Genomic DNA, 26,324 nt, shown 5'->3' on the forward strand with positions numbered 1-26,324 from the left:
ACAGTTAGACCGAGCAGGATTGTTTTGCCGCGGTGCTCAGAGCAAGCTCTTCACGATATGAATGCCGGCGGTGTATTCGCCGATGATCGTGCCCAGGCAGACCAGGAAGAAGTTGAGCAGGGTGCGGGCGACGCGGTTGCGCCACCAGCCGCGCCAGTGGCCGATGTCGTCGCGCAGGGTTTCGAAATCGGCCACGCGCGGGCGGCGCACCCAGGCTTCGACCATCGCGCTGATGCCGCCGGAGGGAATGCCGGGACGGAACGGTTTGATCGGTCCGGCAACGAATGCGGCGAGCACGCTCAACGGATGCGCGCCCGCGATGATGGCGCCGATGGCGGAGAAGCCGCCCGTGTAGAGCACCCAGTCGCGCAACGCAGCCGCGCCCAGAGATGGGTTGCGGTGGAAGGCGAAGCCGATGGCGACGAACACCGCCAGCACCAGGCCCAGGGCCAGCCATTTCGGCCATGCGGCCTTCGGTGGCGCCGCGGAGAGCGATGCGGTTTCGACAGCGGGGTCGCCTTGCTGCGTGCGTAGTTGTTCGCACAGGCCCTTGAGGTGGCCGGCGCCGATCACCACCAGCACGCGGCGGCCTTCGCCGAAACCGGCTTGCGCGGCCTGTTCGCGCAGACGCGCGGCCATGTAGGCATCGCGTTCGGCAATCAGCGCGCGATAGAGCGGCGCCGAATTGGTGGCGAACTCGCTGAAGGCGCTCTCGAGCATGTCGCCCTGCTTGAGTTTTTCGATCTCGACCTCCTGGATGTTCTCGCGTTCGAACACGCTGGCGATCAAGCCGCCCATCAAGCCGAAGCGCTGCCAGAAGCCCACGCTATGCCAGGCACGGCGCAGCGTGGTGCCCACCTCGCGATCCACCAGCCAAACCGGCACACCGCGCTGTTCGGCGCCATCCATGCCGGCCTTCATTTCCGCGCCGGGCTGGATGCCGTACTGCTCGGCAAGGCGCTTCTGGAACGAGGACAGCACCAGGCTGGCGGCGACCATGCCGGCCTTGCCCTGGCGGATCACCTGGAACAAGTCCATCTGCTTGAACGCTTCCGGGTCGCGCATGCCCTGGGCTCGGCTGTCGCACAGTTCCACCGCCACCGCGTCGAAGGTCTCGTGCGCAAGCAGCGCCTCCACCGCTTCGACGCTGGTGCGCGATACGTGCGCCGTGCCGATCACCACGTATTCCACGCCGTCGCGCATCACGCGCTCGATCGGTTGGTCGTGCAACACGGGCGGCAGGGAATCGGTGATGTCGGTCTGGATCATGCGCGGTGTCGGTGTGGTGCAGGCAAAGACTGCATGGAGTGGCAGCGGCGCGAAGCTACTCGCGCCACATGGGTGTCAGTCGCGGAAACGCTTCAGCAGGTCGCTGTATGCGTCGATGCGGCGGTCGCGCAGGAACGGCCAGATGCGGCGTACGTGCTCGCTGCGCGCCATGTCGACTTCGGCGATCAACAGTGCACGACCGTCCGTGCCGGCCTGTGCCAGGAATTCGCCCTGCGGACCGGCCACGAAGCTGGTGCCCCAGAACTGGATGCCGTTGGTGACGCCGGCCTTGTCGGCTTCGAAACCGGTGCGATTGCACGACAGCAGCGGCAACCCGTTCGCCACGGCGTGACCCCGCTGCACGGTGACCCAGGCTTCGCGTTGGCGATCCTTCTCGGCCTGGTCGTCCTGCGGGTCCCAGCCGATGGCGGTGGGGTAGAGCAACAGGTCGGCGCCGGCCAGCGCCATCAAACGGGCGGCTTCCGGATACCACTGGTCCCAGCACACCAGCACGCCCAGGCGGCCCACGGCAGTGTCGATCGGTTCGAAGCCGATGTCGCCCGGCGTGAAGTAGAACTTCTCATAGAACGCCGGATCGTCCGGGATGTGCATCTTGCGGTACTTGCCCGCGATGGCGGCCGAACGGTCGAACACCACGGCGGTGTTGTGATACAGCCCGGTGGCGCGCTTCTCGAACAACGAGGCGACCACCACCAGCTTCAGCTCCTCGGCCAGCTTGCCGATGCGCGCGGTGCTGGGTCCGGGGATGGTTTCGGCCAGGTCGAATTCGTCCACCGACTCGCGCTGGCAGAAGTACGGGCCGTTGTGCAGTTCCTGCAGCAGCACCAGTTCCACGCCCTGGGCCGCCGCCTCGCGCAGACCCGCCTCGATGGCGTCGAGATTGGCATCGCGGCTGCCGCGGTCGGTTTCCTGCAGCAGGGCGACTTTGAGGGTCTTGCGGGTCATCGGTGGGCTTCCAGAAAAAGGCTGCCGGGGAGCAGATCGCAGAGTCTAACGGATACGCCCGCCCGGCCCCGTGGCGGGGCGGGCGGCAATTCATCTATATGGTGGGTCTTGGGCCAGTTTCCACTGGCCCGGTCTTCAGACGATGCCGGCCGGCAACTGCATGGTGATGCAGTGCAGGCTGCCGTTCTGCCAGATCAGCGGGCGGCAGGGCACCTGGACGATCTCGCGGCCTGGATGCGCTTCGCCGATGATGCGCGCGGCCTCGTCGTCGGCCGTGTCGCCATAGGCGGGCACCAGTACCGCATCGTTGACGATCAGGTAGTTCGCATAGGACGCCGCCAGGCGGCGGCCGTCGTCGACGATCGGCTTGGCCCAGGGCAGGGGGTAAAGCGCATAGGGCTTGCCGCCGGGCGTGCGCAGCGCGGCGAGTTCTTCGCCCATGCGCTTGAGCTCGTCGTGGTGCGGGTCGCTGGCGTCGTCGCAGTCCTGGTAGACGATGCGCTCGCCTGGCGCGAAGCGGGCCAGCGTATCGATGTGCGCGTCGGTGTCGTCGCCTTCGAGGTAACCGTAGTCCAGCCACAGCACGCGCTGGGCATGCAGGCTGTCGCCGAGGATCTCGGTCATCTGCGCACGCGACTGTTCCGGATGGCGCTGGGTCAGGCAGCGCCAGGTGGTGAGCACGGTGCCCTCGCCATCGCTTTCGATGCCGCCGCCTTCCAGCGCCCAGTCGATGCGCTTGTGCTTGGCCTTGCCGAACACGCCGGCCTGCACCAGGCCGGCGATCAGCGCGTCGTCCTGCTCGGCGCCGAACTTGCCGCCCCAGCCGGTGAAGCGGAAATCGGTGAGCTGGTACTGGCCACCGTCGCCGCTGAGCGTGATCGGGCCCGAGTCGCGCAGCCAGGTGTCGTCGTAGGGCAGTTCGACGAAGCGGATCTTGGACAGATCCACGCCTTCGCCGGTGAGCAGGGCCTGCACGCGCAGCCGCAATTCATTGTTCGCCACCACGATGATCAGCGACTGGAAGCGCGTCACGGCGGCGGCGAGCGCGACATACGTGGTTTCCACCTCGGCCAGGCGGTCGGCCCAATCGGTGCCGGCGTGCGGCCAGGCGATCAAAACGGCCGATTGCGGCTCCCATTCCGCCGGAAGGCGAAGGCTGTGGTCGATCATCGTAGGCGGCTCTCTTGCAGCGGGGACAGTCGCCGTGGCCGCTAGGAACCCCAGGGCTGGCGATGAAGGGCGCAGAGTGTAAACGATGAGACGTGACAGGGCGGAAAAGAGAACGCGGCCCGTGTTTCCACGAGCCGCGCCGGTAGAACCTTCGCCTGGATCAGTTGACCGAAGCGGGATTGGTGTTGTTGCCCGCCGGCGTGTTGAGCACCGCGTGGATCACGTGGCTCTTCTCGAAATACACGATGAAATGCGCGTAATCCCAGCGGTTGATCACCGGATGCTGGGCGCTGTCACCGCCGCGGGGCGAGAGCTTGCGCTGCGGAGCACCGTACTTTTTCTCCACGTCGGCCATGCTCATGCCGCGGCTGGGCAGGTCCATGCCCTTTTCCTGTTGCACGCGGTTGATGAGCAGGCTGTCCGCCGCGTGGGCGGCCATCGGTGCGCCGACGCTGGCGGCCAGCAGGGCGATGGACAGGCTGATGCTGAACTTGCTGATTCCGTACTTGTTCACGGTTCCCCTCTCCGCACAAGGCGTTGCCGCGTCGTTGTAGCAGAACTGCCGGGCCTTAGCCATGCGAATCTGCGGCGATTGCGACGGCGTGGGCATTCGCCATGAGGATTGGTGCGCGCTGCGGCTATCATGGTCGGCTGCGGGCGTTGCGCCCGGTCCCATGCGTCTGCCCTGTGCAGGCCATGCCACGGCACTGAACAGGCTTTAGGCTCTCCCTCATGATTTCGTTTCGACGCTTCGCTCTCCGCCGTGGCAGCCGGCTGCTGCTTTCCGATATTGACCTGGTCATCCAGACGGGTTGGCGGCTGGGCGTGGTCGGGCGCAACGGCTGCGGCAAGTCCAGCCTGTTCGCCGCCTTGCAGGGCCAGGTGGAAGCCGATGCCGGCGATCTGGACCTGCCGGCGAAGATCCGCATGGCCTCGGTGGCCCAGGAAACCCCTTCGCTGCCGGACCCCGCCATCGAATACGTGATGGGCGGCGACGAAGAACTGGCCAAGGCGCTGCGCGACGAGCTCGATGCGCAGGCGCGGGGCGATACCGAAGCGATGGCGCGTGCGCATCACCGCATCGAAGAACTGCACGGCTACGATGCGCGTGCCCGCGCTGGCCGCCTGCTGCACGGCCTGGGTTTTGCGGCGGAGACGCACGAGACGCCGGTGAAGGAATTCTCCGGCGGCTGGCGCGTGCGACTGAACCTGGCGCGTGCGCTGATGGCGCCGTCCGACCTGTTGCTGCTCGATGAGCCCACCAACCATCTCGATCTCGATGCGGTGCTGTGGCTCGAGGAATGGTTGCGCCGCTACCAGGGCACCTTGTTGATCATTTCGCACGACCGCGAGTTCCTCGACGGCGTGATCACCCACACGCTGCACCTCAACGATGGCAGCGGCAAGCTCTACACCGGCAACTACAGTGCGTTCGAGCGCCTGCGTGCCGAGCAGTTGCGCCAGCAGCAGATCGCGCACGAGCGCGAACAGGCCGAACGCGCGCACCTGCAGTCGTTCGTCGATCGCTTCAAGGCCAAGGCCAGCAAGGCCAAGCAGGCGCAGTCGCGCGTGAAGCGACTGGAGAAGCTGGCCGGCACAGAAGCGGTGCGCGCGGAGCGTCCGTTCCATTTCCAGTTCGCCGTGCCTGCGCGCCTGCCCGATTCGATGGTGCAGATCGAAGACGTCGATGCCGGTTATCCGGGAGAGGACGGCGAAGCCGCCACCACGATCCTGCGCAACGTGCGTTTTCGCCTCGAAGCGGGCGAGCGCATCGGCTTGCTCGGCCCCAACGGCGCCGGCAAATCCACCCTGGTGAAGACGCTGGTCGGCGAACTGACACCGCTGGCCGGCGAGCGCAAGGGGCACAAGGATCTGAAGATCGGCTACTTCGCCCAGCACACGGTGGAAAGCCTGCACGAAGGTTCGTCACCGTTCGATCACCTGCAGGAAAAGGCGCCCGGCGTGGCTGCCCAGGCCTTGCGCGATTTTCTCGGCTCGTGGAATTTCGCCGGCGATCGCGCGTTCGAATCGGTCGACGGTTTCTCCGGCGGCGAACGCGCGCGACTGGCGCTGGCCCTGATCGCCTGGGACAAGCCCAACCTGCTGCTGCTCGACGAACCGACCAACCATCTCGACCTCGATATGCGCGAAGCGCTGGCCGATGCGCTGGCCGAGTTCGATGGCGCGCTGGTGCTGGTGTCGCATGACCGTCATCTGCTGGGCATGGTCAGCGACAGTTTCTGGCGCGTGGCCGACGGCAGCGTGGAACCGTTCGACGGCGATCTGGACGATTACGCGCGCTGGTTGCGCAGCCGTGGTTCGGCGGCCAAGAAGGCCAAGAACAAAGAGAAGGAAGCCAAGCCGGTCGAGCGCGTGGAAACGGCGGAAGAGCGTCGCCTTCGCACCGCGGCCGAACGCGAGAACGACAAGGCCTCGCGTTCACGCGTAAAGAAGATCGAGACGCGCATCGCCACGCTGGAGGGCGAACTCGCCACGCTCGAAGCCAAGCTTGCCGATCCGGCCACTTATAACGGCCCCACGGCCGAGATGATGCGCTTGAGCCAGAAGCAGACCGAGCTGCGCCGCGAGAAGGAAACGCTCGAAGTCGAGTGGCTCGCACTCTACGAACAGCTGGAGGCATGAGCGCAGCGATGAACGGTTCGGTTCACCACGCGATCGATGTCTGGCTGCCGAACCTCGCGCGCTTCGCGCCCGATCACCCGCTGCACGGCTTGTTGCGCAAAGCTGATCGCCTGGACGATGGCGAGCGCGGCTACATGGCCGGCCTTGCCGATCGTTTCGCTGTACCCAGCCCGCTGCCCGCCGGGGCGCTGACGCGTGAACTGATCGCGGGCGATGCCGGCGTCGAGCGGTGGCTGTGTGCCGATCCGGCCTGGGTGCAACCCGATCTCAACGGTGCACGTCTGTTGGCCTGTGGCCAGATGCAGTTGTCGATGCCGGAGGCGCAGGCGTTGGCCGAAACGCTGATGCCGCTGTTCGACGAAGCCGGCATGGCGCTGCAGGTGTCAGCGCCCGATCACTGGCACGTGCGTTTGCCGGCGGATGCGTCGGTGCCTGATTTCGCCGCGCCTGAGCAGGCGCTGGGCGAAGATCTTTACTATCACTTGCCGCAAGGCGTCGAAGGCCGTTCTTGGCGCATCCTGCTGAACGAGCTGCAGGTGATCCTGCATCAGCATCCGCTCAATGCCGCCCGACGCGAGCGCGGCCTGCCGCCGGTCAATCACCTGTGGTTGTGGGGAGGCGGCGTGCTGCCGGCGTCCGTGCCCACCACGCTCACCGGTGTCATTGGCGACGATCTTCTGTTGACGGCGTTGGCGAAGCGCGCGGGCATTCCGGTGATTGCGCGCACGGAGTCATCGGTGACGTCAGCAGCCCCGGGCATGCTCATCGATCTGCAGGACCTTCCGGTGGACGAGTTGGCCGCTCGTTGGACGCCGAGTCTGCTTGCGCTGGCAAAGCAGCACCCCGTACAGCTCAGCTTCGCCAGTGGCGAGCGCTGGCTGCATCGTCCCTGGCATCGCCTGCGCTTCTGGCGCGGGAGCGGCCGGTGAAGCGGGTGAATCTTCGCCGTCGCGTCGCCCAGGGCATGCCCGACGGCTGGGGATTGGACGTCCATCCGGTGTTGCAGCAGGTGTTCGCGGCGCGTGGTGTGTTGTCGCCGCTGGGCGCCGAATACCGATTGGCGCGCCTGCTTTCGCCGCAGCAACTGGGCGGCATCGAGCGGGCGGTCGCGCTGCTGTCGGAGGCGATCCGCGACGATTGGTCCATCGTGATTGCGGGCGACTACGACTGCGATGGTGCCACCGGCACCGCGGTGGCGGTGCGCGGCTTGCGCATGCTGGGTGCGCGTCGGGTCGACTACGCCGTGCCCAATCGTTTCGTGCATGGCTATGGGCTCAGTCCGGCGCTGGTGGAATCGTTGCAGCCGACGCCGCAGCTTATCGTCACGGTGGATAACGGCGTGGCCAGTATTGCCGGCGTCGCCGCCGCGCAGGCGCGAGGCATCCGCGTGATCGTCACCGATCATCATTTGCCCGGCGAACAACTGCCCGCTGCCGATGCCATGGTCAATCCCAATCTTGGCGGCGACAGCTTCCCCAGCAAGGCGCTGGCGGGTGTGGGCGTGATGTTCTATTTGCTGCTGGCGCTACGAGCGTCGTTGCGCGAGCAGGGTAGGTTTACGGCAAGCAGCGAGCCCGATCTTTCCGTGCTGCTCGATCTGGTGGCCGTGGGTACGGTGGCCGATCTGGTACCACTGGATTTCAACAATCGCGTGCTGGTCGAAGCAGGCATGCGCCGCGTGCGTGGCGGGCGCGGACACGCGGGCGTGGTTGCGCTGGTGGAAGCCAGCCAGCGCAGCGTGGCAACGCTATGTGCCAGCGATCTTGGCTACGCAATCGGTCCGCGCCTCAACGCGGCCGGTCGTCTCGAAGACATGCGCATCGGCGTGGAATGCCTGCTCACCGATGATCCGGTGCAGGCCCGTCGCTACGCCGAGTTGCTCAGCTCGATCAACCAGGAGCGCCGCGAACTGCAGGCCGCCATGGTGGCGGAAGCGGAAATCATGGTGTCACGGGCGACCGACATCGACGCCGTGGGCGTGGCCTTGTTCGAACCGAGCTGGCATGCGGGCGTGGTGGGACTGGTGGCCTCCAAGTTGAAGGAACGGCTGCACCGTCCGGTGATCGCCTTTGCGCCCGCCAGCGAAGAGATGCCGGACGAGCTTCGCGGCTCCGCGCGTTCCATCGGCGGTTTTCATATTCGCGATGCGCTGGCGATGATCGACGCGCGCCATCCCGGCTTGATCGCGCGCTTCGGCGGACATGCGATGGCGGCTGGCTTGAGCCTTCGCACCGAGGATTACCCGCGATTCGCGGCAGCGTTCGATGCCATCGCACGCGAGTGGCTGGACGACGACCACCTGCAGGCGGTGCAGCACACCGACGGCGAATTGCCGCCCGGCGCGGCGACGCTGGAACTGGCGCGGCAGCTGCGCGCGGCGGGCCCCTGGGGTCAGGCGTTTCCCGAGCCGGTGTTCGACAATCTGTTCGAATGCGCCAGCTGGCGGGTGATGGGCGAGCGCCACTTGCGCTTGAGCCTGCGCGACCCACGCGATGGCTCCGTGCACGATGCCGTGATGTTCAATGCCTACGAAGGCACGCCGCCACCGACGGTGCTGCGTGCAGCCTACGAGTTGGTCATCAACGACTGGCAGGGCAGGGAAAGCGCGCGCTTGCTGCTGCGCTACATCGAAGCGGTCTGACGTCAGCGCAGGTCCAGATAACGCAGCAAGGCGTGGTTGGGTCGAGACGAAAGCGCCTGCACTGACGCAGCCGGTGAGGCCCTCCAGGCGTCGCGCGTACGGATCGCCAGCACCGCCGTGTGCATGGCCCTGACGTTGCGACCCAGGAACCTGCACCACGTATGCTCGAGTGCGGCGAGGCTGTCCGTTGTCTGGCGCAGCGCTTCGGAGGTTGCTTCGGGGAGTGCGCGCATGGCGCGAAAGAGAATGGCTGCCAGGTCGTTCGCACGTTCTTCGTAGTGCAGCGCTACGCTGGCGGTGAACAGCAGCCAGTCGCGCGTTTGCGCGGTGGCGACGTCCAGCGCGTCGCAGGCCGCGCAATCGAGTTCCGCAAAGCCCACCTCGTTGCCCATCACTTCCATGTGCTCGGCACGGGCATAGCCGAGATAGCCACCGTCATGATGCAGCGCTGCCATCGCACAGGCGGCGCGGCGCACGAGTATGTCTTTGACGAAGTGGCTGTCGATGGCGTCGAGCTGTACTGCCAGACTGTGGCCGGTGCCCAACAGCATGGCGCCTTCGGGATCTTCGCTGCCGACGGCGGCAGCCATGGAACGGTACGGTGCCGAGGCGTGCGGACACAGCGGCGTGGCCGCGGCCAGTGCGTCGCCCAGCCAGGCGTGCCCGCGCCGCGTCATGGCGCGGCGCCAGACCTTGTCCAGCATGCGTTCGCGGATGCGCTTGAGCGTGCGGCTGGCGGGAAGCGTGGCGCGCCGGATCAGCGGCTTGCGACGCAGCGCGAGGGACGAAGTCATGGCGTTGGCCTTTGGGTTTTGCTGGGCTGCCGTGGGGACGGTCGATACACGCATGTTAGGCAGGCGGCTGGCGCGGTCGTTTCCGTTGCACCGCCGATTTTTCGGATTCGCACGACCGCGATGGTGCTTATACGTGCTGTGCCCGCAGGGTATCGACGCGCCACTGGCTGGGTGTCTTGCCGGTGAGTCGCTTGAACACGGTGGTGAAGTGCGCCTGCGTGTGGAAGCCCACTTCCAGGGCCACGTCCAGCATCGAGCGCGGCATCTCGGCCATCAGCTGCTTGGCGTGCTCCATGCGACACAGCAGCAGATAGTGATGCGGACGGAAGCCGGTGGCGGCGCGAAACTGCGCGGCAAAGTGCATCGGCGAGAGCCCTGCGGCGGCGGCCATGTCGTTCAAGGTGATGTGTTCGGACAGATGCGCCTTGACGTAGTCGTCGACGCGCTGCAGGCGCCATTGGGGCAGCACGGTCTTCCTGACGGCACAGGCCACCGGCGCGGCGGCGGCACGCAGGTGGCGCAGGCGATCCACGAATAGTTCCATTACTTGCGTGGCCAGCGCCTGTTCGCGGCTTTCGCCATGCATCTCCAGCAGCGTGCGGGCCAGCTGCAGCAGCAGGGCATCGCGCGCCGGGCCTACCGAGAAGCACGCGTGGCTCGCTTCATCCGCCGACCAGAACAGTTGCACCGGCACAGCCACATACAGCGCGCGGCACCGGCCCGGGCAATGCACGCTCACCGATTCGCCGGGGCGGCTGACGTAGTACGAACCGGCATCGCAAGCGCGTTCCTGCAGCGCATGCGCATCGCTGCGCAGGGACAGCCGTGCATCGTCGAGCAACAACAGCACCGCATAGGCGTTCTGCGGCGTGGTGGCTTCCCAGGTGACCGGCGTTGCGTCTGCATGCGTCCATACAGAGGCCTTTGCCCGCATGCTCGAAGCATCGGCCAGGAGGTTCGACTGCATCCAGCTGGTGTTGCCGGCGCAGCGGTTCAGCAGGGCGCGGGTGGCGTGCTGGGCCTTGACGGCAAGCGCCTTGTTCAAGGTACGACGGGGGGCAACGGTAGACATGACTTCTCCGTTCCAGCCAAAAGCGTGCTGGTTCGAAATGATGGGAATCAAGGGGTCGGGAAGCGCCTGTGGGGCGGTTCCAGGGAAGAGATAGGCTGCGGAGGCGGTGCGGCTAAGGGCCTTGCTTGTGCGTTGCAGCAGAGTGTGTGCTTGTGCCGGGGCGAAAGAAAATACTGTTTCGCTATGCGGGCATATCGGCCCGTTATGGCTCGGCGTCGACCCATTCGGCGCCCTTGAACGCCGATTGGCCCACCTGGCTGCGCAGAAAGCCCAGCAGCTGGGCTTCGATGGCGGCGGCCGCACGCGTCAGCGGCTTGTCGCGCGAGGTGATCAGGCAGGCGGTGAGATAGATCGGCGGCTCGATCGGCGTGGTGGCGATGTCCGGGTGCCCGGGCATATCGGTGAAATCGCCCTTGGGAAGAATGGCGTGGCCGAGTCCGGTTTCGACGGCGGACAGCACCACGTCGAACAGATCCGATTCCGCCACCGGTTCGACCTGCAGACCGGCGGCAGCCAGTTCGCGGTCCAGCGCCTTGCGCAACACATTGGTCGGCGTGGGCAGCATCAACGGCAACTGGGTGATCCTGGCCAGCGATGTGGACTTCTCCGTCGTGCCTTGTTTGCGGCTGGCCAGATACAGGCGCTGGCGAAACAGCACCTCGCGCGTGAAGCCGGTTTCCGGCGCGTTCTCGAACACCATGGCGAGGTCGATCGTCTTCGCCGCCACTTTGTCGCGCAGCGTTTCGCTGTCGCCGGTGATGAAGCGCAAGGTGATCTTGGGCAGGCTCGCGCGGCAGATCTCCATCATCTTGCCGGTAAGCGCAGGCGCCATGGTCGAGGCCATGCCAAAACACACCACGCCCTGGATCTCACCCTGCGCCGAACGCACCACGGCAGGAAGGTCATCCACCTGGCGGATCAGTTTGATCGCTTCCTGGTACAGCACCTCGCCGGCCGCCGTGGGCGTGACGCCGCGCGCGCTGCGATGGAGCAGGGTGATGCCGAACTCGTCTTCCAGTTCGGCGATCTGCTTGCTGAGCGCGGGCTGGGCAATATGGATCAGCGCCGCCGCGCGGGAAAAACTTCCCGCTTCCACGATCTTGGCGAAATAGCGCAGCTGCCGGAATTGCACGATGGCGCTCCTGTGTTGAGCCGAGCACCTGGCCAGCGCGGCCTGTGCGAACGCAGGAATTATCGAGGCTCACGTTAGCAGGCGCCACCGTAAAGCGGCACGCGACCGTGCCTTTACGAAATGGCGGCCGTCCGGACGGCCAAGTGAAACCGATCAGGGCATCTTCTTCAGCTGCAGGGAAACAACCGGTCGAATGGCGGCTCCGAAATGCCGTAGACGGCGATGGAGATGCCTTCGCCGAAGTCGCTGTAGTCGGCGATATGCACGGAGACGGCTTTCAGCTTGCCATCCACGCCGACCACGTTCAGTCCCATCAGCACCTGGTCGTCTTCGCGGCAGGCGATGAAATCGGGCTGGAGGCGGTCGTAGTGGTGGGATGCCACAAAGTTGCCGAAGGCGGTGGCCCGCGGGCGATCGCCGGCTTCCAGCATCGACCAGCCGATCAGCAGGTCGCCACTGAACACCCTATACCAGGACATACATGATCCTCGCGCACGTTGGTTGTCGTGCGTCGAGGCGATGCTCGCGCCAATCGTGGGCGAAGGTTTGCATGTTTGCAGCGCGATTTTTCGAATGCCACGCCTGCGATGCGCATCGTGGCAATCGGCAAAACGGTGTCGGCTTTGGAAAGCGTGTGTGAGGCGCGCGCCTTAAGGTCGCTTCACTTTCCGACGTGGAGCAATGCCATGGGTCGCACCAAGAAAAAATCGCCGTGCCAGCTTTCGCCCTTCAGCGAGCTGGACAATCACCTGAGCGTGCTGGAGTCGCAGGGCGCGCCAGCGGACGACGTGTGGCAAGCCTTCGAATGCCTGCCCGTGGTGCCCTCGCCGCTGGATAGCGCTGCCGACCGGCAATGCTGGTGGCAGCATCTGTACGCGACCCTCGAGCGTCACGGTCTGGGCGTGGCGCATGGCGCACCGACGGCCTGAGCGAGGCTGCACCAGAGCTTCAAAGCATGTGTGGGAGCGCACTTGCGCGCGACAGCCGCGCGTGGGTGCATCGCTCCGTTGGCTTGTCGCGCACAAGTGCGCTCCCACAAAGGGCTGGTGCTCCCATCAGTGTCTGGCGTGTGAACGGCTTGAGCGCACGTGCATCGTTCGTTTTGAAAGCGTGGCGTGCGATTCGAAAAGCCATTGTCCTCCCGCCTTGGCAATCTATGCATGCACCCACCGCATTCCTGCGCGAACGTGCATGCAGGGGCCTGGCACAGGGATGAGCCGGCCTAGGCGTTACGTCGTGACGACTTCCCCATGGGATTCCACCCCGATCCCAGTCGCTCATGACTTCGTTTCTGCATGCATGCCATCCATCGTGCAACGCGCTCGCGTTGCCGCGGATCTCTCCCCGACCGTCGGAACGTCACGCAGGAATGCGGGTGGTGTGCTTCGCGTTGATCGGTCTGCATCGCATGGTGACATTCGATGCCGGCGGCGCGCGCGATCAGTTCTGGCCGATCAAACCTTTTTCGGCCGAAGCGAGCATGGCTTCGAACAGGTCTTCCGGCGTGCTGCCGGGGGGCATGGTGCCGAGCAACGGCGCGAGCCGTCCGTCGAGCAGCAGGGTGGCGAAGCCGTGCGCGATGGCCCAGCCGCCGGTGAGGTGGCCCAGTTGCGCCACAGAAAATTCCTGATCGTCGATGCCGCGCGTGCGGGCGAGTTGCTGCATCGCTTCGGTGCGCGCCTCCACCAGCGACGGATTGTCCGGCTGAAGCCGGTCGGACTGGAACATCAGTTGGAACAGCGCGGGATTGGCCCGCGCAAACGCGAGATAGGCGCGGGCGGCATCCCAGGTTCGACGATCCGGCGAGCTTTTGATTTGCCTGAGTTGCGTCGACAGACGACGGATGCCTACGGCTGCCAGTGCGGTAAGCAGGCCGGGCAGGTCGCCGAAATGGTAGCCGGGCGCCGCGTGCGACACGCCGGCTTCGCGCGCGGCGGCACGCAGCGTGAGGGCGAGCAGACCGTCGCGTTGAAGGATCGTCTCGGCGGCGGTGAGAAGGGCGTCGCGGAGGGCGCCGTGGTGGTACGGGGTGGCTTTCATGGGCTCATCTTACCATCGTAAAGATTTTTGTTGACAAGGGCTTCCGGCGTACTCAAACTATCTAGACATTGTAAAGATACCTTGGTTTTGACGTTGCCACTCCCCTGGCCAAGGCAAGACCCGACCTTATCAAGCGTCACCGGCCTCTCTGCCGGTGGGAGACCGACATGCAGACCGCGCTGAAATCCACTGCTGTACCCCTGCTTGCCGCTGGGCCGGCCCAGCCCCGCTGGCCGGTGCCGCCTGTCGATGTGCCCGCTGGCACCATCGTCGTGCCGCGCGACGCGGGCGAAGTCAGCGCTCTGGTGCTGCGCCATGACGGCGACACGGCGGTCATGCAAGTGGAGCAGACGCCGGCCGAGATGGTGATGGTGCGCATCTTCCTGGCGCCTTGCTCGCTGTCCGTGCTGGTGGGCACGCAGTGGATGGCGCTTGGCGACATGGTTCAGGGCGGCATGCACTTCAGCCATGCGCATCAGATCGTCCGCACCGAGTGGCACGGCGCCCGTGAAGGGTTGATGCTGTGCATCCCGGCATCGCTATGGCGTCATCAGGCAATGATTCAGGCGTCGTCCTCCGCGACGCAGCGGCTCGATCTTTCGGTGGACGCGACCTTGCTCCAGCTGACCAAGATGTTGCTCAACTCGACCCAATGCGAATCGGATACGGCGTTCTTTCGCCACATGGTGGAGGTGATCGTGGCGCGCATTGGCGTGCTGCGCTCACGCGCCACGCCATCGGACGGTGCACGCAATGCCTTGCCGCGCTGGCGCCTGCAGCGCGTGATGGCCTACGTGCGCGAGCACGTCGCCGAGGCCATCAGCCTGGCCGACATGGCCGCGTCGGCGGGCATCTCGCCGATGCATTTCGCGGCGCAGTTTCGGGCCGCTACCGGCCTGCGCCCGCATCAGTACCTGTTGCAGTGTCGCATCCAGCATGCCAAGGCCTTGCTGGTGGACGCCTCGCGCACGCTCATCGATGTGGCCATCTGCGCCGGTTTTCGCACCCAGGCGCACTTCACCACGGTGTTCAAGAATCTCGAGCAGACGACGCCGATGCAATGGCGTCGCAGCCGACTGGAACAGCTCGGCTGAGCATCCCCTCCCACAGCATTCACCCTTCCTTTCGAGGTTGTCTTCCATGAGCAAGAACGTACTGATTTCCGGTGGCGGCGTGGCCGGTCTGGCGCTGGCCTGCTGGCTCGACGACGCCGGCTTTGGCGTCACCATCGTGGAACGTTCGGCCGAATGGCGAGCAGGCGGGCAGGCGATCGATGTGCGCGGCGTGGCGCTGGACGTGGTCAAGGCCATGGGCCTGCTCGATGCCATTGCCGAACGACGCACGCAGCTGCGCGGCATGTCGACCGTCGACAGCGAAGGCAACGAGATCGAGCGAACCGAAGAGCGCACCTATAGCGCCGGTCGCCTCGACAGTCCCGATATCGAGATCTTTCGCGACGACCTGTGCAAGCTGCTGATGGAAAAAGCGGGTAGCCGGATCGACTACCTGCTGGGCGACAGCATTCGCGCGCTGACGCAGGACAGCGATGGCGTCAGCGTGGTCTTCAAGGGCGGGGCGGAACGGCGCTTCGACCTGGTGATCGGTGCCGACGGCGTGTATTCGCAAGTGCGCAAGCTGGTCTTCGGCGGTGAAGAAGCTTTTGTGAAGCCGCTGGGCGTGGCGCTTGCCTTGTTCACCACGCCGAACCTGATCGACCTCGATCATTGGCAGATCGCCTATCGCGACGAGACCATGGGCTCGGTGGTCTATCCCAGCTTCGACCATCGGCAGTTGCGCGTGAGCGTGGGCTTCGGCACTGACGACGTGCATGTTGAACGCGACGATGTGGCGGCGCAGAAGGCGGTGGTGGCGGAGAAATCCGCGCATCTCGGCGGTGTGTTCCCGCAGCTGATCGAAGCCATGGGCAACGCCTCGCAGTTCTACTATGGCGAGCTGGCGCAGATACGTATGCCGTCGTGGTCGGAGGGCCGCGTCGTGCTGGCCGGCGACGCCGCTCATTGTGCTTCGCCGTTCTCGGGGCAGGGCACCAGTCTCGCCCTTGTGGGTGCGTTGGTGCTGGCGCGGGAGCTGGCTCGCACGCCGGAGGATTTCGCCCAAGCGTTCGCGGCGTACGAACAACGCATGCGCCCCTTCGTCGATCTCAATCAGGCATTGGTCGACCTGGAACGCCGCGGGCCCGCACCCGACGATCAATTCACTCGTGCGAAGAATGGGATCGTGCTTGACGATTTGTTGAACAGGGTGGCTTGAAGGGTCCTCACTGGCAACGCATGCCCCATGCACCTGGCCTTCTCTCCCGAGGAGAGAGGGAGACGTGAGGAGCATGGGGGTGACGATCTACTGTGGGAGCGCACCCTGTGCGCGACACACCTACGGAGCGATACATCCCGGCGTGGCGGTCGCGCACAGGTGCGCTCCCACAGACAAGCACCGCACCGTGCGCCAGTGGCGAAAGCCGATGCGTAGCGGAGCCCCGCTTTAAGTCCTCAGCGATTCGGGCACGTTGCACAGCGCTCGGAATGAACCCTGGGGTACCCTCCCGTGGAGGTTCGGTGGGACACGCATCGAGCGTTCGCGCTTGGATTCAACACGATGCTGCCAGCTCTTGAGGCCATTCTCTCTGGGTTACTTTCGACGCGAAGCTAGTCCCGTGGGATCTCTTGGGCCAGCAAGAGAAAAGTGACTCGGCTGCCGGCAGGCAGTCGAAACGCCCGCTGCGTCCCACGGGACTAGCTTCGCGTCGTAAGCGGCCCGGTTGCGGGATCGCGACAATCAAGCGACACGTCTACTGGATCCCTGCCTTCGCAGGGATGACGAGCCGGAGGTTGCGGCGTCGTCGGCTAAAGCCAAAAATGACTACGCCCGGCACATGTCGCCATGGGCCGGGCGTAGTCGACGATCGATGGCTTAGCGACCGTGCTCGTTCGCCACATCCGCCGCCAGGCGAAGCTCTTCATTCGCCTCACTCAACAACTCCTTCGCACGCCCCGCATGACCGCCCAGGCGCGAGTCATTGTCGACCTGCGCGTTGCTCACCAATTGCCAGGCCTGCACGATGTGCTCCTGCGCATTGCGCAGGTTGCCATGGCGGTAGCCGATGTCCACGTAAGGAGCGCCCTGCTGGGCCATCGTGGCGCAGCCGAAGGTCGAGGCGGCACCCAGGACGATGCCGATGAATAGTGCTTTCTTCATGGTAGTGAACTCTGTCTCGCCGAATAGGTGAGGCATAGGTTAGATATCGCACCCGACAGCCGATTCCCTGACAGCACGCCGTTTTTCCAATTCACACGAAAAGCGCGGGTCAGTTCAGCGCTCGCCCGAAGGTCAGCGCGGCATTCGCATCGAATGTCGTCAACAGCGCGTCGGTGCGCCGATCGTAGGCGCGATCCAGGCAGCGCCTGTCGCCCCGGCAGGCATCGCGTTCGTCTTGCAACCATTGGCGCTGCCCGGCGCGGACTTGATCGTCGAACTCGCGATAGGCCATGCCGGCGGCGGCTGGCTTGAGGCGCAGCAACAGCTGGTAATAGGCGGCCACGGTGACGTCTTTGCGGCCGAGCTCAGGCGTGGCGCAGATGGCCCGCTCGGTGGGCGTGCTGGCCTTGCCGCAATCGAAGCTCGCCACTTGGGCGTGCAGGGGCAAAGCCAGCACGGCCAGCAGGCCCGACGATCGAAGAAGCGTGCGCATGAGTCGAATCCTGCTCGAAGAGGGCCCCTATGATGCACTCCGGCAGGTGGGTTGCCTTGCCGGAACGCACGGATGGTCCGCTTGCAGTGCATCCATCGTTCGTTTTCGAAAGGCCGCGTGGCAACCCGAAAGCATTGGCAACGTGGAACGCCCAGCATGCACAGCGACACTTCATCACCGTTGGCGCTGCCATGTTGCAGGAATTCGTCAAGACCACCTTGTTCATCCTCGCCAGCCTGCTGCCGATCATCAATCCGCCGGCGGTGGGTTTCATCGTGCTCAGCATGGTGCCGCAGGCGACGGAGATGGAGCGCGCCGAGCTGGCACGCAACATCACGCTCAACAGCGTGATCCTGCTGACCGTTTCACTGCTGCTGGGCGCCTATGTGCTGGCCTTTTTCGGCATTTCGATTCCCGTGCTGCGCGTGGCCGGCGGCATCATCGTTGCTGTCGCAGGCTGGAAGCTGTTGCAGTCGCGCGGTGACGATGCGAAAGACCGCGATGACGTGACAGGAGGAAGCATGACCTTGCGCATGCAGGCCTTCTACCCGTTGACCTTGCCGCTGACGGTGGGGCCGGGTGCGATTGCCGTGGCCATCGCGCTGGGAACCGGTTCGCCCAAGGAAGGACCGCTGCCGGTGCACGTGGCGGGCGTAGGCGTGGCATTGGTCCTGCTTAGCCTCTGCATCTACCTTTGCGTGCGCTACGCCTGCCGCCTGCAGCGTTTTCTTGGCGAAGTCGGCACACAGGTGGTGATGCGCCTGTTCGCGTTCGTCATCTTCTGCATTGGCGTGCAGATCTTCTGGAGTGGCCTGTCGGGCCTGCTGGATTCGCTGCACGGCGTCGCCGCGCTGATGTCCTAGCCATGAGCACCCACACTCATCACGGCGGCATCTGGGCATGGATGCGGAGGTCCTGGAAAATCCTCGCAGTCTGTCTTCTTGCACTGATCGTGGTGGCCGCGGTGTCGGTGCGTGCCGCGCTGGAATGGCAGGCACGCAGCAAGCCGCCGATCTTCCTGGTGAAACTGGATGGTGCGGCCACGCAGCCGGTGTCGGGTCGTCTGCTGTTGTTCGCCACGCCCGCGCTGGCGGCCCGGGCGGATGCGCCGGGCGGCGTGGTGACATCGGTCGATGCGGACGCCTGGCACCCGAACAAGGCGGCGGTCGCGGCACGCGACATTGCCCGCCTTGCTCCAGGGCAGACGGTGGAGATCGACACCGATGCGCTGGCGTTTCCCACCGGCTTCTCGCATCTGCCGCCAGGCGACTACCTGTTGCAGGCGGTGCTCGATCAGGACCACAACTACAACTACAGCGGCCGCGATACGGGCGATCTGATCAGCCCGGTTGTGAGCGTCAGGCTTCCGGCCATCACGCCCGCGGTGCTGAAACTGGTAGCCGTGCATACGCGGGCCGAACCCTGGTCGTTGCCATGGGAGAGCCCGGCCGTGCGCGCCGATGCCGCCGACGCGCGATTGCACACGGTGAAACTGGAACGCAGCAGTGCGCTGTTGTCCGCCTTCTGGGGGCGCGACATCGCGATGCGCGGCTGGGTGCTGCTGCCGCCCGGTTACGACGCCTCGGCCACGCGCCGCTATCCCACCGTGTATTTCACCCATGGCTACGGCGGCGACGAGAACACGCTGGTCGACGACGTGGTGAATGTGCACGTGGCCATGAAGCAGGGCAGCATGCCGCCGATGATCTGGGTGTTCCTCGACCAGTCCAGTCCCACCGGTACGCATGAATTCGCCAATTCGGTGAACAACGGGCCGTGGGGCGATGCACTCGTCGACGAGCTGATTCCCTATCTCGAATCGCGCTACCGCATGGACGGCGATGCGCATGGCCGCCTGCTGACCGGACATTCCTCGGGCGGCTGGGCCACGCTGTGGCTGCAGACGCACTACCCGACGGTGTTCGGCGGCACCTGGTCGACCTCGCCCGATCCGGTCGACTTCCATGATTTCTCCGGCGTGAATCTCTATGCGCCGAAAGTGAACCTCTATTACCGTCCCGACGGCACGCCGTGGCCGATCGACCGCGTGCATTTCCACGCGGAGGGTTCCTTCGCGGATGCCGCGCGGCTGGAGCAGGTGCTCGGTCCGTACGGCGGCCAGTTGTCGTCCTACGAATGGGTGTTCTCGCCGCGCGGCGTGGACGGCGCGCCGATGAAGCTGTTCGACCCCTACACGGGCGACATCGATTCCCAGGTGCGCGACTACTGGGTGGACCGCTACGACATCGCCCATTACGTGCAGACGCATTGGCCGACGCTGAAAGCCGATCTGGACGGCAAGATCCATATTGCGGTGGGCACCGACGACACCTGGTACCTGGACGGTGCCGTGCACAAGTTCCAGATCGTGCTCGATAGCCTGCATGCGCACGCCGATATCCGCTTTCTTCCCAACAAGGCGCACATGGACCTGTACGCCCAGGGCAACGACCCGAATGCGTTGCTGAAGCAGATGGCGTGGCAGATGTACGCCGTGGCGCGCCCTGGGCAACCGGTGCCGGCGAATACCGAGGTCGCCGCACGATGAATGCCTTATCGATGCGATGCCGACGCGCGCCAGATCAGGCTCATCGTGCCCACGGCAAAAGCGCCGGCAAGGGAGAATTGCAGCACGCGGATCAGCCACAGGGAAAGCGATCCCTGATCGGAGGCGATCGCGGTACTGAGTATGATCAGCATCGCATTGCAGGCGAGCACCGCGATGCCGGCAGCTGGGCCGCCCGCGCTGATGCGCTGGCCGAAGCCGAGCAGTACCACGAACAACAATCCCGCCAGAAACGGCAGCGTCGGCGTCGTCAGCAACAGGGTGTGCATGAGCCAGCCCAGCAGGCCGCCGCCGAAGTTCCCGATGATCATGCCCATCGCGTGCAAGCGACCGCGCTGCAGATCGAAGTTCGCCACCAGCATTACCGTGGCGATCATCACCGGCAACACGTCGGCCAGACCAAACAACAGATACACCAGCATCAAGGGCATCACGATGGCAACGCCACCCAGCGCCATCGTCACGGGCGAGACGCGACCTTGTGATGGGGGCGGCGCAGGTTTGGGCGCGGGGGCAAGCGGCCAGACCAGATAGGCCAAGGCGATGGTCGCCAGCGCAACCGCCATGCTGCGGATCAACGCCATGGGCAGGACGCCCGCCTGCGCGGGCGAAACCATCACCACGACCGGAATCGTCGCCAGGCAGATCAGCAGCAGCAGCGGGGGCAACGGCGGACGGCCGCCGAGCATGGCGAGAAACGCCAGGAACACGCACACCCCGATCAACCCGAACAGCACGAACGGCGTATCGCGAAACAGCGACGCGACAGCGAATGAGAACAGCGACGTCGCCGTGATCACGATCATCAGTCCCAGCGCGGCCTTCAGCGATGGCCGTGCGGGCAGGTTGGTGAGCAACACGGCAGCGAGTACGGGCGCCAGAAACGACGGCGTCCACTGCATCATCTCGCTGACCACAAAGGCCGCCGCGATGCCCGCGGCAAAACGCAGCACGGCTTGCCATGCCGCCTCATCGCGAGGCTCGACGCGTGCGCCGACGGCGTTCATCGCAGGTAGCTGAGCATGGCGACCATCCAGATCCACAGGCGCGAGAGCGGGTTCATCAGCGAACGATCGCGTGTGAGCACGACGACGTTCGCTTGCGCACCGCTGCGGTTGGGTGGAAGCGACTCGGCGGAATCCGTGGTTGGATCGACCACGATGCGCACCGGAAAACGCTGCGGCTCGCGCAGCCAGCCGCTGGGTGCGGTCACCGTGGGCAGCTGCCCGGTGGGTGCCTCTCCGCCTTGCGCAATGCCCCAGCCGACACTGTCGACGTGCGCGGAATACACCTTGCCGGGCTGGTCGTCGAAGACCACGTAGGCACGGTTGCCCGGCGCGATATGACCCAGCTGGTTCTCGCGCATCGCCGCACTGATCCAGCGCGGGCCGTCGGCGACGAAACTCAGCACGGGTTGGCCGCGGCTGGCGAACTGTCCGGGCGACAGGCGCAGGTTGGTGACCACGCCGTCGCTCGGTGCGGCCACCGTGCTGTGGCGCAGATCGAGTTCGGCTTGATCCACCGCGGCCAGCGCCTGCCGGACCTGGGCGTTCTGGTTGCCGGTTTCTCCCATGCGTATGCGTGCGCGCTCCGTCTCGGCCTCGACACGGCTGATGTCGGCGCGGGTCTTGGCGATATCGGCGCGGGCGCGGATGGCGGAGGTCTCCGAGAGTGCCCGCTTGGCCGACAGATCCAGCACGATCTTGCCCAGTTGCTGCGATGCCGCCAGATCCACGCGCTGCCGGCTCAGCTGGGCCTCGGACACGCGAACGTCGGCCACCGATGCATCGGCGGCCTGGGTTGCCAGCGCGACATTGGCTTGCGCCGCGCGCAGGGCAATCTGAAACGGCAGCGGATCGATGCGGAACAGGACCTGGCCCTTCTTCACCTTGCGATTGTCCGATACGTCCACCGACACCACTGGTCCGGTCACTTCCGGTGCAATCTGCACCAGGAACGTATCCACGGTTGCCTGCGAGGTGTACGGGGTGATTCGATCGGCGATCAAGTGATAGACGAACATCACCAGCAGTACCAGCAGGGTGCCCAGCACGAGGCGCCGCACGCGCCGCCCATTGCCTGCAGCGGCGTCGGGCGGTGCAGCGGCCACGGGCGCGGCGGCCGCAGGCTCGGTGGCGGGCACGTTCTGCTCGGAGGACGGATCGGTGGGCATCGTGGCTCTCGTCGTTTGACTCACCGTGGGGCCGGCCGGGTGCCGGGAACGCGTGCCGCATCGCTGCCGTGTTCGTGTGCTGTCGGCTGTTGCGCCACCGGCAGGGGCGCCACCTGGGCGATCCAGTCGCCACCGAGCGCGCGGTACAAACTCACCAAGGAGCGGTAGCCGTCGCCGCGCGCCGCGCTCAGCGACAGTTCCGCCGAGAACAGGCTGCGTTCGGTATCGAGCACTTCGAGGTAGTCGGTATAGCCGTTGTCATAGCGCTCCCGGGTGAGTTCCACGGCGCGTTTCAGCGCCGTCACCTGACGCTGCAGCGACGCGATCAGCGCGCGCTTGGCCTGGATGGCCGCGAGCGCATCGTCGACATCGCGAAACGCGCTCTGGATGGTCTGCTGATAGATCTCCAATGCCTGCTCGCGGCGTGCCTCCGCTTGCTGGTTGGCTGCATCGATGGCACCGCCGGAAAACAACGGGCCGAGCAGTTGGCCGGCGAACGACCAGGTGCGCGACGGGCCGGCGAACAAGTTGTCCAGTTGCCTGCTCGCAACGCCTCCGGACGCGGTCAGCGAGACCGAGGGGAAGTACAGCGCGCGCGCCGCGCCGATCAGTGCATTGGCGGCCACCAGTTGTTGCTCGGCCTGCAGGATGTCCGGGCGCCTGGCGATCAGATCCGACGGCAGTCCACCGGGTACCGGCGGGGTGGCCAATTGCTGCAGGCTGCGTCCGCGCCGGATCGGTCCGGGATTTCGGCCGATCAGCACGCACAAGGCATGCTCCTGCTGTGCGATCGCCTGTTGCAGCACCGGAATGGCGGACGCCGCGGTTTCGTACTCCGCCGTGACCTGCATCATTTCGAACTCGGACACGGCGCCGCCGTCGAGGCGCATCTGAAACACGGCGACGGTGCTCTTGCGGCCGTCCAGCGTGGCCTGCGCGATCTCCAGCTGGCGATCCAGATCGAGCAGGGTGATATAGCTGGTGGCGATGGTGGAGACCAGGGTCAGCGCAACGCCCAGGCGCGCTTCTTCGGTCGCGAAGAGGTTCGCTTGTGCTGCCTCGTTCTCGCGCCGGATCTTGCCCCAGAGATCCAGTTCCCAACTCGCCGACAGCAGCGTGGAATAGTTCTCGCTGATGGGATTGACGCCTGCAGGCAGCGAGGTGGCATTCCGGCTGACGCTTTGGCGGCTGGCGCCGGCACCGTAGCCCAGCTGGGGCAGGGCTTGCGCACGGGAGGTCACCACGAGTGCGGCAAATTCATCCACGCGCGCCGTGGCGATACGGAGATCGTGGTTGGCAGCCAGGCCCTCGTCCACCAGGGCATCGAGCTCGCTGTCGCCAAAGGCGCGCCACCAGGCGGGCACATCGGCCAGCGTTGCCGAGGGCGCCGGAGCGGCGGCGTCGGCAAAACGATAGTTGGGCGGCGTGGAGACCGCCGGCCGCACATAGTCGGGACCCAGCGTGCAACCCGCATCGACGCATGCGATGACGACCAAGGCCAAAGCGATGGGTGGAAGCTTGCTGATTCGCAACCTCCGATTCACGCTGCCCCTCCTGGTCGCTCGCCGCGACCAGCAACCGCTTCGCGCTTCCGTCCGGAAGTTCGCTGCCCCGTTTACATGCAGACGAATTTGGAACCGGAGGCGTGGCTTCCGTGTGAATTTGCTCGAGCATCTGCAGTGCGCGAAGCATTTCACCATCATGCAGCGGGCTTTGGCGACGCGCGATGTATCCAGCCTGTAGCACTACTAAGTAGATCTACTGCCGTAGTGCGTTTCGTGCGCCATGCACGACATGCCCATCGTTTGCATCGCGTGGAACATCAAGCCGCCACGTCGATGAACTCTGCGCTATCGTGCGCTATCGGCGCAGGCATATGCTGTACCGGGCGATAGGTTGCCAGCGCCTTGTTCTGCCTACCCAAGGATCCCAGCGATGACGAGCGAAGCGCTCCTGCCGGTCACGGGCGAAGGAATCACGAACAAACAACGCTTGTTCGTGCGCTATTACACCGGGGTCCTGATGGATCTGGTGGTACTCAACCTTTTCGCGGAGTACTGGAAGAACGTCTACGTCGATACGTTCACCACCTCGCTGCTCGCCGCCATCGTGCTGCAGGTGTTGCTGAAGTTGACGGTTGCCGTCGAGCACCGCGTCGGTGCCTACTTCAAGGACAAGCCCGGCGGCTGGATGAAGTTCCTCAGGTTCTTCTTCGCTTGGCTGGTGTTGTTCGGTTCGAAGTTCGTGATACTCGAGGCGATCACCCAGCTGTTTGGCGAGGACGTGCGCTTCTACGGCGCGTTCCACGGGATCGTGGCGCTTATCGTGGTGGTCGTGGTCATGCTGATCGCCGAGGAAGCGATCGTTCGGCTTTATCGAAAACTCGGCAACAAGGCCGAATGAAGCCAGGCATCGGACGCGCCGGGATGAATCATCTGCCGCGAGCCCTCAGCTGCGCATCCAGGCGAGGGTAGATGCGTCGCACGTTGCCCTCGTAGACCTTGTGCCGGTCCTGGGCAGAGAGGCCCAGTGAGTCGATGTAACGGCGGGTATCGTCGAAGTGGTGGCCGGTGGTCGGGTCGATGCCGCGCACCGCGCCGACCATTTCCGAGCCGAACAGGATGTTGTCGATGTCGATCACCCGGAACAGCAGGTCGATGCCCGGCTGGTGATACACGCAGGTGTCGAAGGACACGTTCTTCATCACGTGTTCGTTCAACGGCGGCTTCTTCAGCATGTCGGCCAGACCGCGGTAGCGGCCCCAGTGATAAGGCACGGCGCCGCCGCCATGCGGGATGACAAAGCGCAGGTCCGGGAAATCCCCAAACAGGTCGCCTTCCAGGAACTGCATGAAGGCGGTGGTATCGGCATTGATGTAGTGCGCGCCGGTGGCATGGAAATTCGCGTTGCAGCTGCCGGAGACGTGGATCATGGCCGGCACGTCCAGTTCCACCATCTTCTCGAAGAACGGATACCAGGCGCGGTCGGTCAGCGGCGGACCGTTCCAGTGTCCGCCCGAGGGATCGGGATTGAGGTTGCAGCCGACGAAGCCCAACTCGTTGACGCAGCGTTCCAGTTCGGCGATCGAATGCTCGATGGTCACGCCCGGCGATTGCGGCAGCTGGCACACACCGATGAACGTTTCCGGATAAAGCGCGACCACGCGGGCGATCAGGTCGTTGCAATGCCGCGTCCACGCCTGGCTGACCGGCTCGTCGCCAAGATGGTGTGCCATGGTGCTGGCGCGCGGCGAGAAGATCGTCATGTCGGCGCCGCGTTCGCGCAGCAGGCGCAACTGGTTGGTCTCGATGCTTTCGCGGATGGCGTCGTCGGAGATGGCGGGATAGACCGGCAACGGCTGCGAGGGATCGGCGAAGTGCTTGAGCTGCGCTTCCCGAAAGGCATCGTGGGCTTTCGGCGCGGTGGTGTAGTGTCCGTGGCAGTCGATGATCAACGGGGCTCGCTCAGACATAGGTGAGCCCTTTCGAGGCCAGGCGCTCGCGCATGTCGTAGATGTCCAGGCCCAGTTCGCCGGCGGCGAGACGTTGGCGCTTTTCTTCTTCCCTGGCTTCGCGATCCTTCGCTTTGGCCAGGGTGGCGGCGGCCGTGGCGCGCGGCACCACGCAAACGCCGTCGTCATCGGCAATCACCACATCGCCCGGGTTGACCAGCGCGCCGCCGCACACCACCGGCACGTTGACCGAGCCCAGCGTCTCCTTCACCGTGCCCTGTGCATGGATCGCGCGGCTCCATACCGGGAAGCCCATCACGGTGAGATCGCGCACGTCGCGCACACCGGCATCGATGATCAGCCCGCGGCAACCGCGCGCCCTGGCCGAAGTAGCCAGCAGGTCACCGAAATAGCCGTCTTCGCAGGGACTGGTGGTGGCGGCAACGAGCAGGTCGCCTTCGCGCAACTGCTCGATCGCCACGTGCATCATCCAGTTGTCGCCCGGCGGCATCAGCACGGTGACGGCCGAGCCGGCGATGCGCGTGCCGCCGTAGATCGGCCGCAGGTTCGACTGCATCAGGCCGCTGCGGCCCTGCGCTTCATGCACGGTGGCGACGCCGGCGAGCGCCAGCTCGGCGATGACGCTGGCATCGGCGCGTTCGATACGGGTGACTACGACGGACATGGCTTTTCCTCTTTCG

25 protein-coding genes are annotated in these 26,324 nt (G+C 65.3%); 9 read left to right on the plus strand and 16 right to left on the minus strand.

Annotation, left to right across the window (positions count from 1 at the left end; genetic code table 11):
• Positions 1-36: 36 nt before the first annotated feature.
• The 4 genes from ISP20_RS11800 to ISP20_RS11815 form a co-directional block, all read right to left on the minus strand.
• The gene (locus ISP20_RS11800) at positions 37-1,269 is read right to left on the minus strand and encodes a TraB/GumN family protein (RefSeq protein ID WP_204636297.1); all 1,233 of its coding nucleotides are present in this window, start codon (positions 1,267-1,269) and stop codon (positions 37-39) included.
• Between the two features lie 75 nt (positions 1,270-1,344).
• A complete protein-coding gene (locus ISP20_RS11805) occupies positions 1,345-2,235 on the minus strand; it encodes a carbon-nitrogen hydrolase (RefSeq protein WP_204636298.1) in 891 nt (296 codons plus the stop codon).
• A gap of 135 nt (positions 2,236-2,370) precedes the next feature.
• Positions 2,371-3,405 (minus strand): agmatine deiminase family protein, encoded by a 1,035-nt coding sequence (locus tag ISP20_RS11810; protein ID WP_204636299.1) that lies wholly within the window; start codon positions 3,403-3,405, stop codon positions 2,371-2,373.
• A 160-nt stretch (positions 3,406-3,565) separates the two neighbouring features.
• Complete coding sequence (locus ISP20_RS11815) at positions 3,566-3,904, minus strand: hypothetical protein (protein ID WP_204636620.1); 339 nt, start codon at positions 3,902-3,904, stop codon at positions 3,566-3,568.
• A gap of 233 nt (positions 3,905-4,137) precedes the next feature.
• Here ISP20_RS11815 and ISP20_RS11820 point away from each other — a divergent pair, with 233 nt between their 5' ends.
• From ISP20_RS11820 to recJ, 3 genes are read left to right on the plus strand one after another with little or no spacing between them, the layout of a single operon-like run.
• A complete protein-coding gene (locus tag ISP20_RS11820) occupies positions 4,138-6,048 on the plus strand; it encodes an ABC-F family ATP-binding cassette domain-containing protein (protein ID WP_204636300.1) in 1,911 nt (636 codons plus the stop codon).
• 8 nt (positions 6,049-6,056) lie between these two features.
• Positions 6,057-6,977 carry a phosphoglycerate mutase gene (locus ISP20_RS11825; protein ID WP_204636301.1) on the plus strand — a complete coding sequence of 307 codons (921 nt, stop codon included), beginning with the start codon at positions 6,057-6,059 and terminating at the stop codon, positions 6,975-6,977.
• 35 nt (positions 6,978-7,012) lie between these two features.
• Positions 7,013-8,689 carry a single-stranded-DNA-specific exonuclease RecJ gene (gene recJ, locus ISP20_RS11830; RefSeq protein WP_239535806.1) on the plus strand — a complete coding sequence of 559 codons (1,677 nt, stop codon included), beginning with the start codon at positions 7,013-7,015 and terminating at the stop codon, positions 8,687-8,689.
• A gap of 2 nt (positions 8,690-8,691) precedes the next feature.
• Here the strand turns inward: recJ and ISP20_RS11835 are convergent, their stop codons facing one another.
• The 4 genes from ISP20_RS11835 to ISP20_RS11850 form a co-directional block, all read right to left on the minus strand.
• A complete protein-coding gene (locus ISP20_RS11835; protein WP_204636303.1) occupies positions 8,692-9,483 on the minus strand; it encodes a hypothetical protein in 792 nt (263 codons plus the stop codon).
• 127 nt (positions 9,484-9,610) lie between these two features.
• The gene (locus ISP20_RS11840) at positions 9,611-10,555 is read right to left on the minus strand and encodes a helix-turn-helix transcriptional regulator (RefSeq protein WP_204636304.1); all 945 of its coding nucleotides are present in this window, start codon (positions 10,553-10,555) and stop codon (positions 9,611-9,613) included.
• Positions 10,556-10,757: 202 nt separating this feature from the next.
• Positions 10,758-11,687 (minus strand): LysR substrate-binding domain-containing protein, encoded by a 930-nt coding sequence (locus ISP20_RS11845; protein ID WP_204636305.1) that lies wholly within the window; start codon positions 11,685-11,687, stop codon positions 10,758-10,760.
• A gap of 167 nt (positions 11,688-11,854) precedes the next feature.
• Positions 11,855-12,166, minus strand: a complete 312-nt coding sequence (locus ISP20_RS11850) for a hypothetical protein (RefSeq protein WP_204636306.1) — start codon at positions 12,164-12,166, stop codon at positions 11,855-11,857.
• 207 nt (positions 12,167-12,373) lie between these two features.
• Here ISP20_RS11850 and ISP20_RS11855 point away from each other — a divergent pair, with 207 nt between their 5' ends.
• The gene (locus tag ISP20_RS11855; RefSeq protein ID WP_204636307.1) at positions 12,374-12,616 is read left to right on the plus strand and encodes a hypothetical protein; all 243 of its coding nucleotides are present in this window, start codon (positions 12,374-12,376) and stop codon (positions 12,614-12,616) included.
• Positions 12,617-13,127: 511 nt separating this feature from the next.
• On the opposite strand, the gene ISP20_RS11860 is transcribed toward ISP20_RS11855, so the two are convergent.
• Positions 13,128-13,727: a TetR/AcrR family transcriptional regulator gene (locus ISP20_RS11860; RefSeq protein WP_204636308.1), complete on the minus strand. Its 600-nt coding sequence runs from the start codon at positions 13,725-13,727 to the stop codon at positions 13,128-13,130.
• Positions 13,728-13,894: 167 nt separating this feature from the next.
• Here ISP20_RS11860 and ISP20_RS11865 point away from each other — a divergent pair, with 167 nt between their 5' ends.
• Both ISP20_RS11865 and ISP20_RS11870 read left to right on the plus strand, forming a co-directional pair.
• Positions 13,895-14,821, plus strand: coding sequence for a helix-turn-helix transcriptional regulator (locus ISP20_RS11865; protein WP_204636309.1), 927 nt, complete (start codon positions 13,895-13,897; stop codon positions 14,819-14,821).
• A gap of 46 nt (positions 14,822-14,867) precedes the next feature.
• Positions 14,868-15,998, plus strand: coding sequence for an FAD-dependent monooxygenase (locus ISP20_RS11870; protein ID WP_204636310.1), 1,131 nt, complete (start codon positions 14,868-14,870; stop codon positions 15,996-15,998).
• Positions 15,999-16,655: 657 nt separating this feature from the next.
• On the opposite strand, the gene ISP20_RS11875 is transcribed toward ISP20_RS11870, so the two are convergent.
• Positions 16,656-16,940: a hypothetical protein gene (locus ISP20_RS11875; RefSeq protein ID WP_204636311.1), complete on the minus strand. Its 285-nt coding sequence runs from the start codon at positions 16,938-16,940 to the stop codon at positions 16,656-16,658.
• 109 nt (positions 16,941-17,049) lie between these two features.
• A complete protein-coding gene (locus ISP20_RS11880) occupies positions 17,050-17,433 on the minus strand; it encodes a lysozyme inhibitor LprI family protein (protein WP_204636312.1) in 384 nt (127 codons plus the stop codon).
• 191 nt (positions 17,434-17,624) lie between these two features.
• On the opposite strand from ISP20_RS11880, the gene ISP20_RS11885 reads away from it, so the two are divergent.
• Positions 17,625-18,296, plus strand: a complete 672-nt coding sequence (locus ISP20_RS11885; protein ID WP_204636313.1) for a MarC family protein — start codon at positions 17,625-17,627, stop codon at positions 18,294-18,296.
• Positions 18,297-18,337: 41 nt separating this feature from the next.
• The gene (locus ISP20_RS11890) at positions 18,338-19,981 is read left to right on the plus strand and encodes an alpha/beta hydrolase (RefSeq protein WP_204636621.1); all 1,644 of its coding nucleotides are present in this window, start codon (positions 18,338-18,340) and stop codon (positions 19,979-19,981) included.
• Between the two features lie 5 nt (positions 19,982-19,986).
• Here the strand turns inward: ISP20_RS11890 and ISP20_RS11895 are convergent, their stop codons facing one another.
• Genes ISP20_RS11895 through ISP20_RS11905 form a run of 3 tightly spaced genes read right to left on the minus strand, consistent with a single transcriptional unit; the run spans position 19,987 to position 23,716 of the window.
• Complete coding sequence (locus ISP20_RS11895) at positions 19,987-21,006, minus strand: DUF2955 domain-containing protein (protein ID WP_204636314.1); 1,020 nt, start codon at positions 21,004-21,006, stop codon at positions 19,987-19,989.
• Entirely contained in the window at positions 21,003-22,172 is a 1,170-nt protein-coding gene (locus ISP20_RS11900; protein WP_204636315.1) for an HlyD family secretion protein, read from the minus strand. Before ISP20_RS11900 ends, ISP20_RS11895 begins: the two co-directional genes overlap by 4 nt.
• Before the next feature lie 20 nt (positions 22,173-22,192).
• A complete protein-coding gene (locus ISP20_RS11905; RefSeq protein WP_204636316.1) occupies positions 22,193-23,716 on the minus strand; it encodes an efflux transporter outer membrane subunit in 1,524 nt (507 codons plus the stop codon).
• Between the two features lie 391 nt (positions 23,717-24,107).
• Between ISP20_RS11905 and ISP20_RS11910 the strand changes: the two genes are divergently transcribed.
• A complete protein-coding gene (locus tag ISP20_RS11910) occupies positions 24,108-24,575 on the plus strand; it encodes a hypothetical protein (RefSeq protein ID WP_204636317.1) in 468 nt (155 codons plus the stop codon).
• 28 nt (positions 24,576-24,603) lie between these two features.
• On the opposite strand, the gene ISP20_RS11915 is transcribed toward ISP20_RS11910, so the two are convergent.
• The gene (locus tag ISP20_RS11915; RefSeq protein ID WP_204636622.1) at positions 24,604-25,626 is read right to left on the minus strand and encodes an amidohydrolase family protein; all 1,023 of its coding nucleotides are present in this window, start codon (positions 25,624-25,626) and stop codon (positions 24,604-24,606) included.
• Between the two features lie 10 nt (positions 25,627-25,636).
• The gene (locus tag ISP20_RS11920) at positions 25,637-26,308 is read right to left on the minus strand and encodes a 4-carboxy-4-hydroxy-2-oxoadipate aldolase/oxaloacetate decarboxylase (RefSeq protein WP_204636318.1); all 672 of its coding nucleotides are present in this window, start codon (positions 26,306-26,308) and stop codon (positions 25,637-25,639) included.
• Between the last annotated feature and the right edge of the window lie 16 nt (positions 26,309-26,324).

This window comes from Dyella kyungheensis, from assembly GCF_016905005.1.
GTDB classification, from domain to species: Bacteria; Pseudomonadota; Gammaproteobacteria; order Xanthomonadales; family Rhodanobacteraceae; genus Dyella; species Dyella kyungheensis.

What these genes read in the sequence shown, in the direction of transcription:
- ISP20_RS11800 (WP_204636297.1), bottom strand. Translation starts at nt 1,269, where the DNA reads ATGATCCAGACCGACATCACCGATTCCCTGCCGCCCGTGTTGCACGAC.
- ISP20_RS11805 (WP_204636298.1), bottom strand. Translation starts at nt 2,235, where the DNA reads ATGACCCGCAAGACCCTCAAAGTCGCCCTGCTGCAGGAAACCGACCGC.
- ISP20_RS11810 (WP_204636299.1), bottom strand. Translation starts at nt 3,405, where the DNA reads ATGATCGACCACAGCCTTCGCCTTCCGGCGGAATGGGAGCCGCAATCG.
- ISP20_RS11820 (WP_204636300.1), top strand. Translation starts at nt 4,138, where the DNA reads ATGATTTCGTTTCGACGCTTCGCTCTCCGCCGTGGCAGCCGGCTGCTG.
- ISP20_RS11825 (WP_204636301.1), top strand. Translation starts at nt 6,057, where the DNA reads ATGAACGGTTCGGTTCACCACGCGATCGATGTCTGGCTGCCGAACCTC.
- recJ (WP_239535806.1), top strand. Translation starts at nt 7,013, where the DNA reads ATGCCCGACGGCTGGGGATTGGACGTCCATCCGGTGTTGCAGCAGGTG.
- ISP20_RS11835 (WP_204636303.1), bottom strand. Translation starts at nt 9,483, where the DNA reads ATGACTTCGTCCCTCGCGCTGCGTCGCAAGCCGCTGATCCGGCGCGCC.
- ISP20_RS11840 (WP_204636304.1), bottom strand. Translation starts at nt 10,555, where the DNA reads ATGTCTACCGTTGCCCCCCGTCGTACCTTGAACAAGGCGCTTGCCGTC.
- ISP20_RS11850 (WP_204636306.1), bottom strand. Translation starts at nt 12,166, where the DNA reads ATGTCCTGGTATAGGGTGTTCAGTGGCGACCTGCTGATCGGCTGGTCG.
- ISP20_RS11855 (WP_204636307.1), top strand. Translation starts at nt 12,374, where the DNA reads ATGGGTCGCACCAAGAAAAAATCGCCGTGCCAGCTTTCGCCCTTCAGC.
- ISP20_RS11860 (WP_204636308.1), bottom strand. Translation starts at nt 13,727, where the DNA reads ATGAAAGCCACCCCGTACCACCACGGCGCCCTCCGCGACGCCCTTCTC.
- ISP20_RS11865 (WP_204636309.1), top strand. Translation starts at nt 13,895, where the DNA reads ATGCAGACCGCGCTGAAATCCACTGCTGTACCCCTGCTTGCCGCTGGG.
- ISP20_RS11870 (WP_204636310.1), top strand. Translation starts at nt 14,868, where the DNA reads ATGAGCAAGAACGTACTGATTTCCGGTGGCGGCGTGGCCGGTCTGGCG.
- ISP20_RS11875 (WP_204636311.1), bottom strand. Translation starts at nt 16,940, where the DNA reads ATGAAGAAAGCACTATTCATCGGCATCGTCCTGGGTGCCGCCTCGACC.
- ISP20_RS11880 (WP_204636312.1), bottom strand. Translation starts at nt 17,433, where the DNA reads ATGCGCACGCTTCTTCGATCGTCGGGCCTGCTGGCCGTGCTGGCTTTG.
- ISP20_RS11885 (WP_204636313.1), top strand. Translation starts at nt 17,625, where the DNA reads ATGTTGCAGGAATTCGTCAAGACCACCTTGTTCATCCTCGCCAGCCTG.
- ISP20_RS11890 (WP_204636621.1), top strand. Translation starts at nt 18,338, where the DNA reads ATGCGGAGGTCCTGGAAAATCCTCGCAGTCTGTCTTCTTGCACTGATC.
- ISP20_RS11895 (WP_204636314.1), bottom strand. Translation starts at nt 21,006, where the DNA reads ATGAACGCCGTCGGCGCACGCGTCGAGCCTCGCGATGAGGCGGCATGG.
- ISP20_RS11900 (WP_204636315.1), bottom strand. Translation starts at nt 22,172, where the DNA reads ATGCCCACCGATCCGTCCTCCGAGCAGAACGTGCCCGCCACCGAGCCT.
- ISP20_RS11910 (WP_204636317.1), top strand. Translation starts at nt 24,108, where the DNA reads ATGACGAGCGAAGCGCTCCTGCCGGTCACGGGCGAAGGAATCACGAAC.
- ISP20_RS11920 (WP_204636318.1), bottom strand. Translation starts at nt 26,308, where the DNA reads ATGTCCGTCGTAGTCACCCGTATCGAACGCGCCGATGCCAGCGTCATC.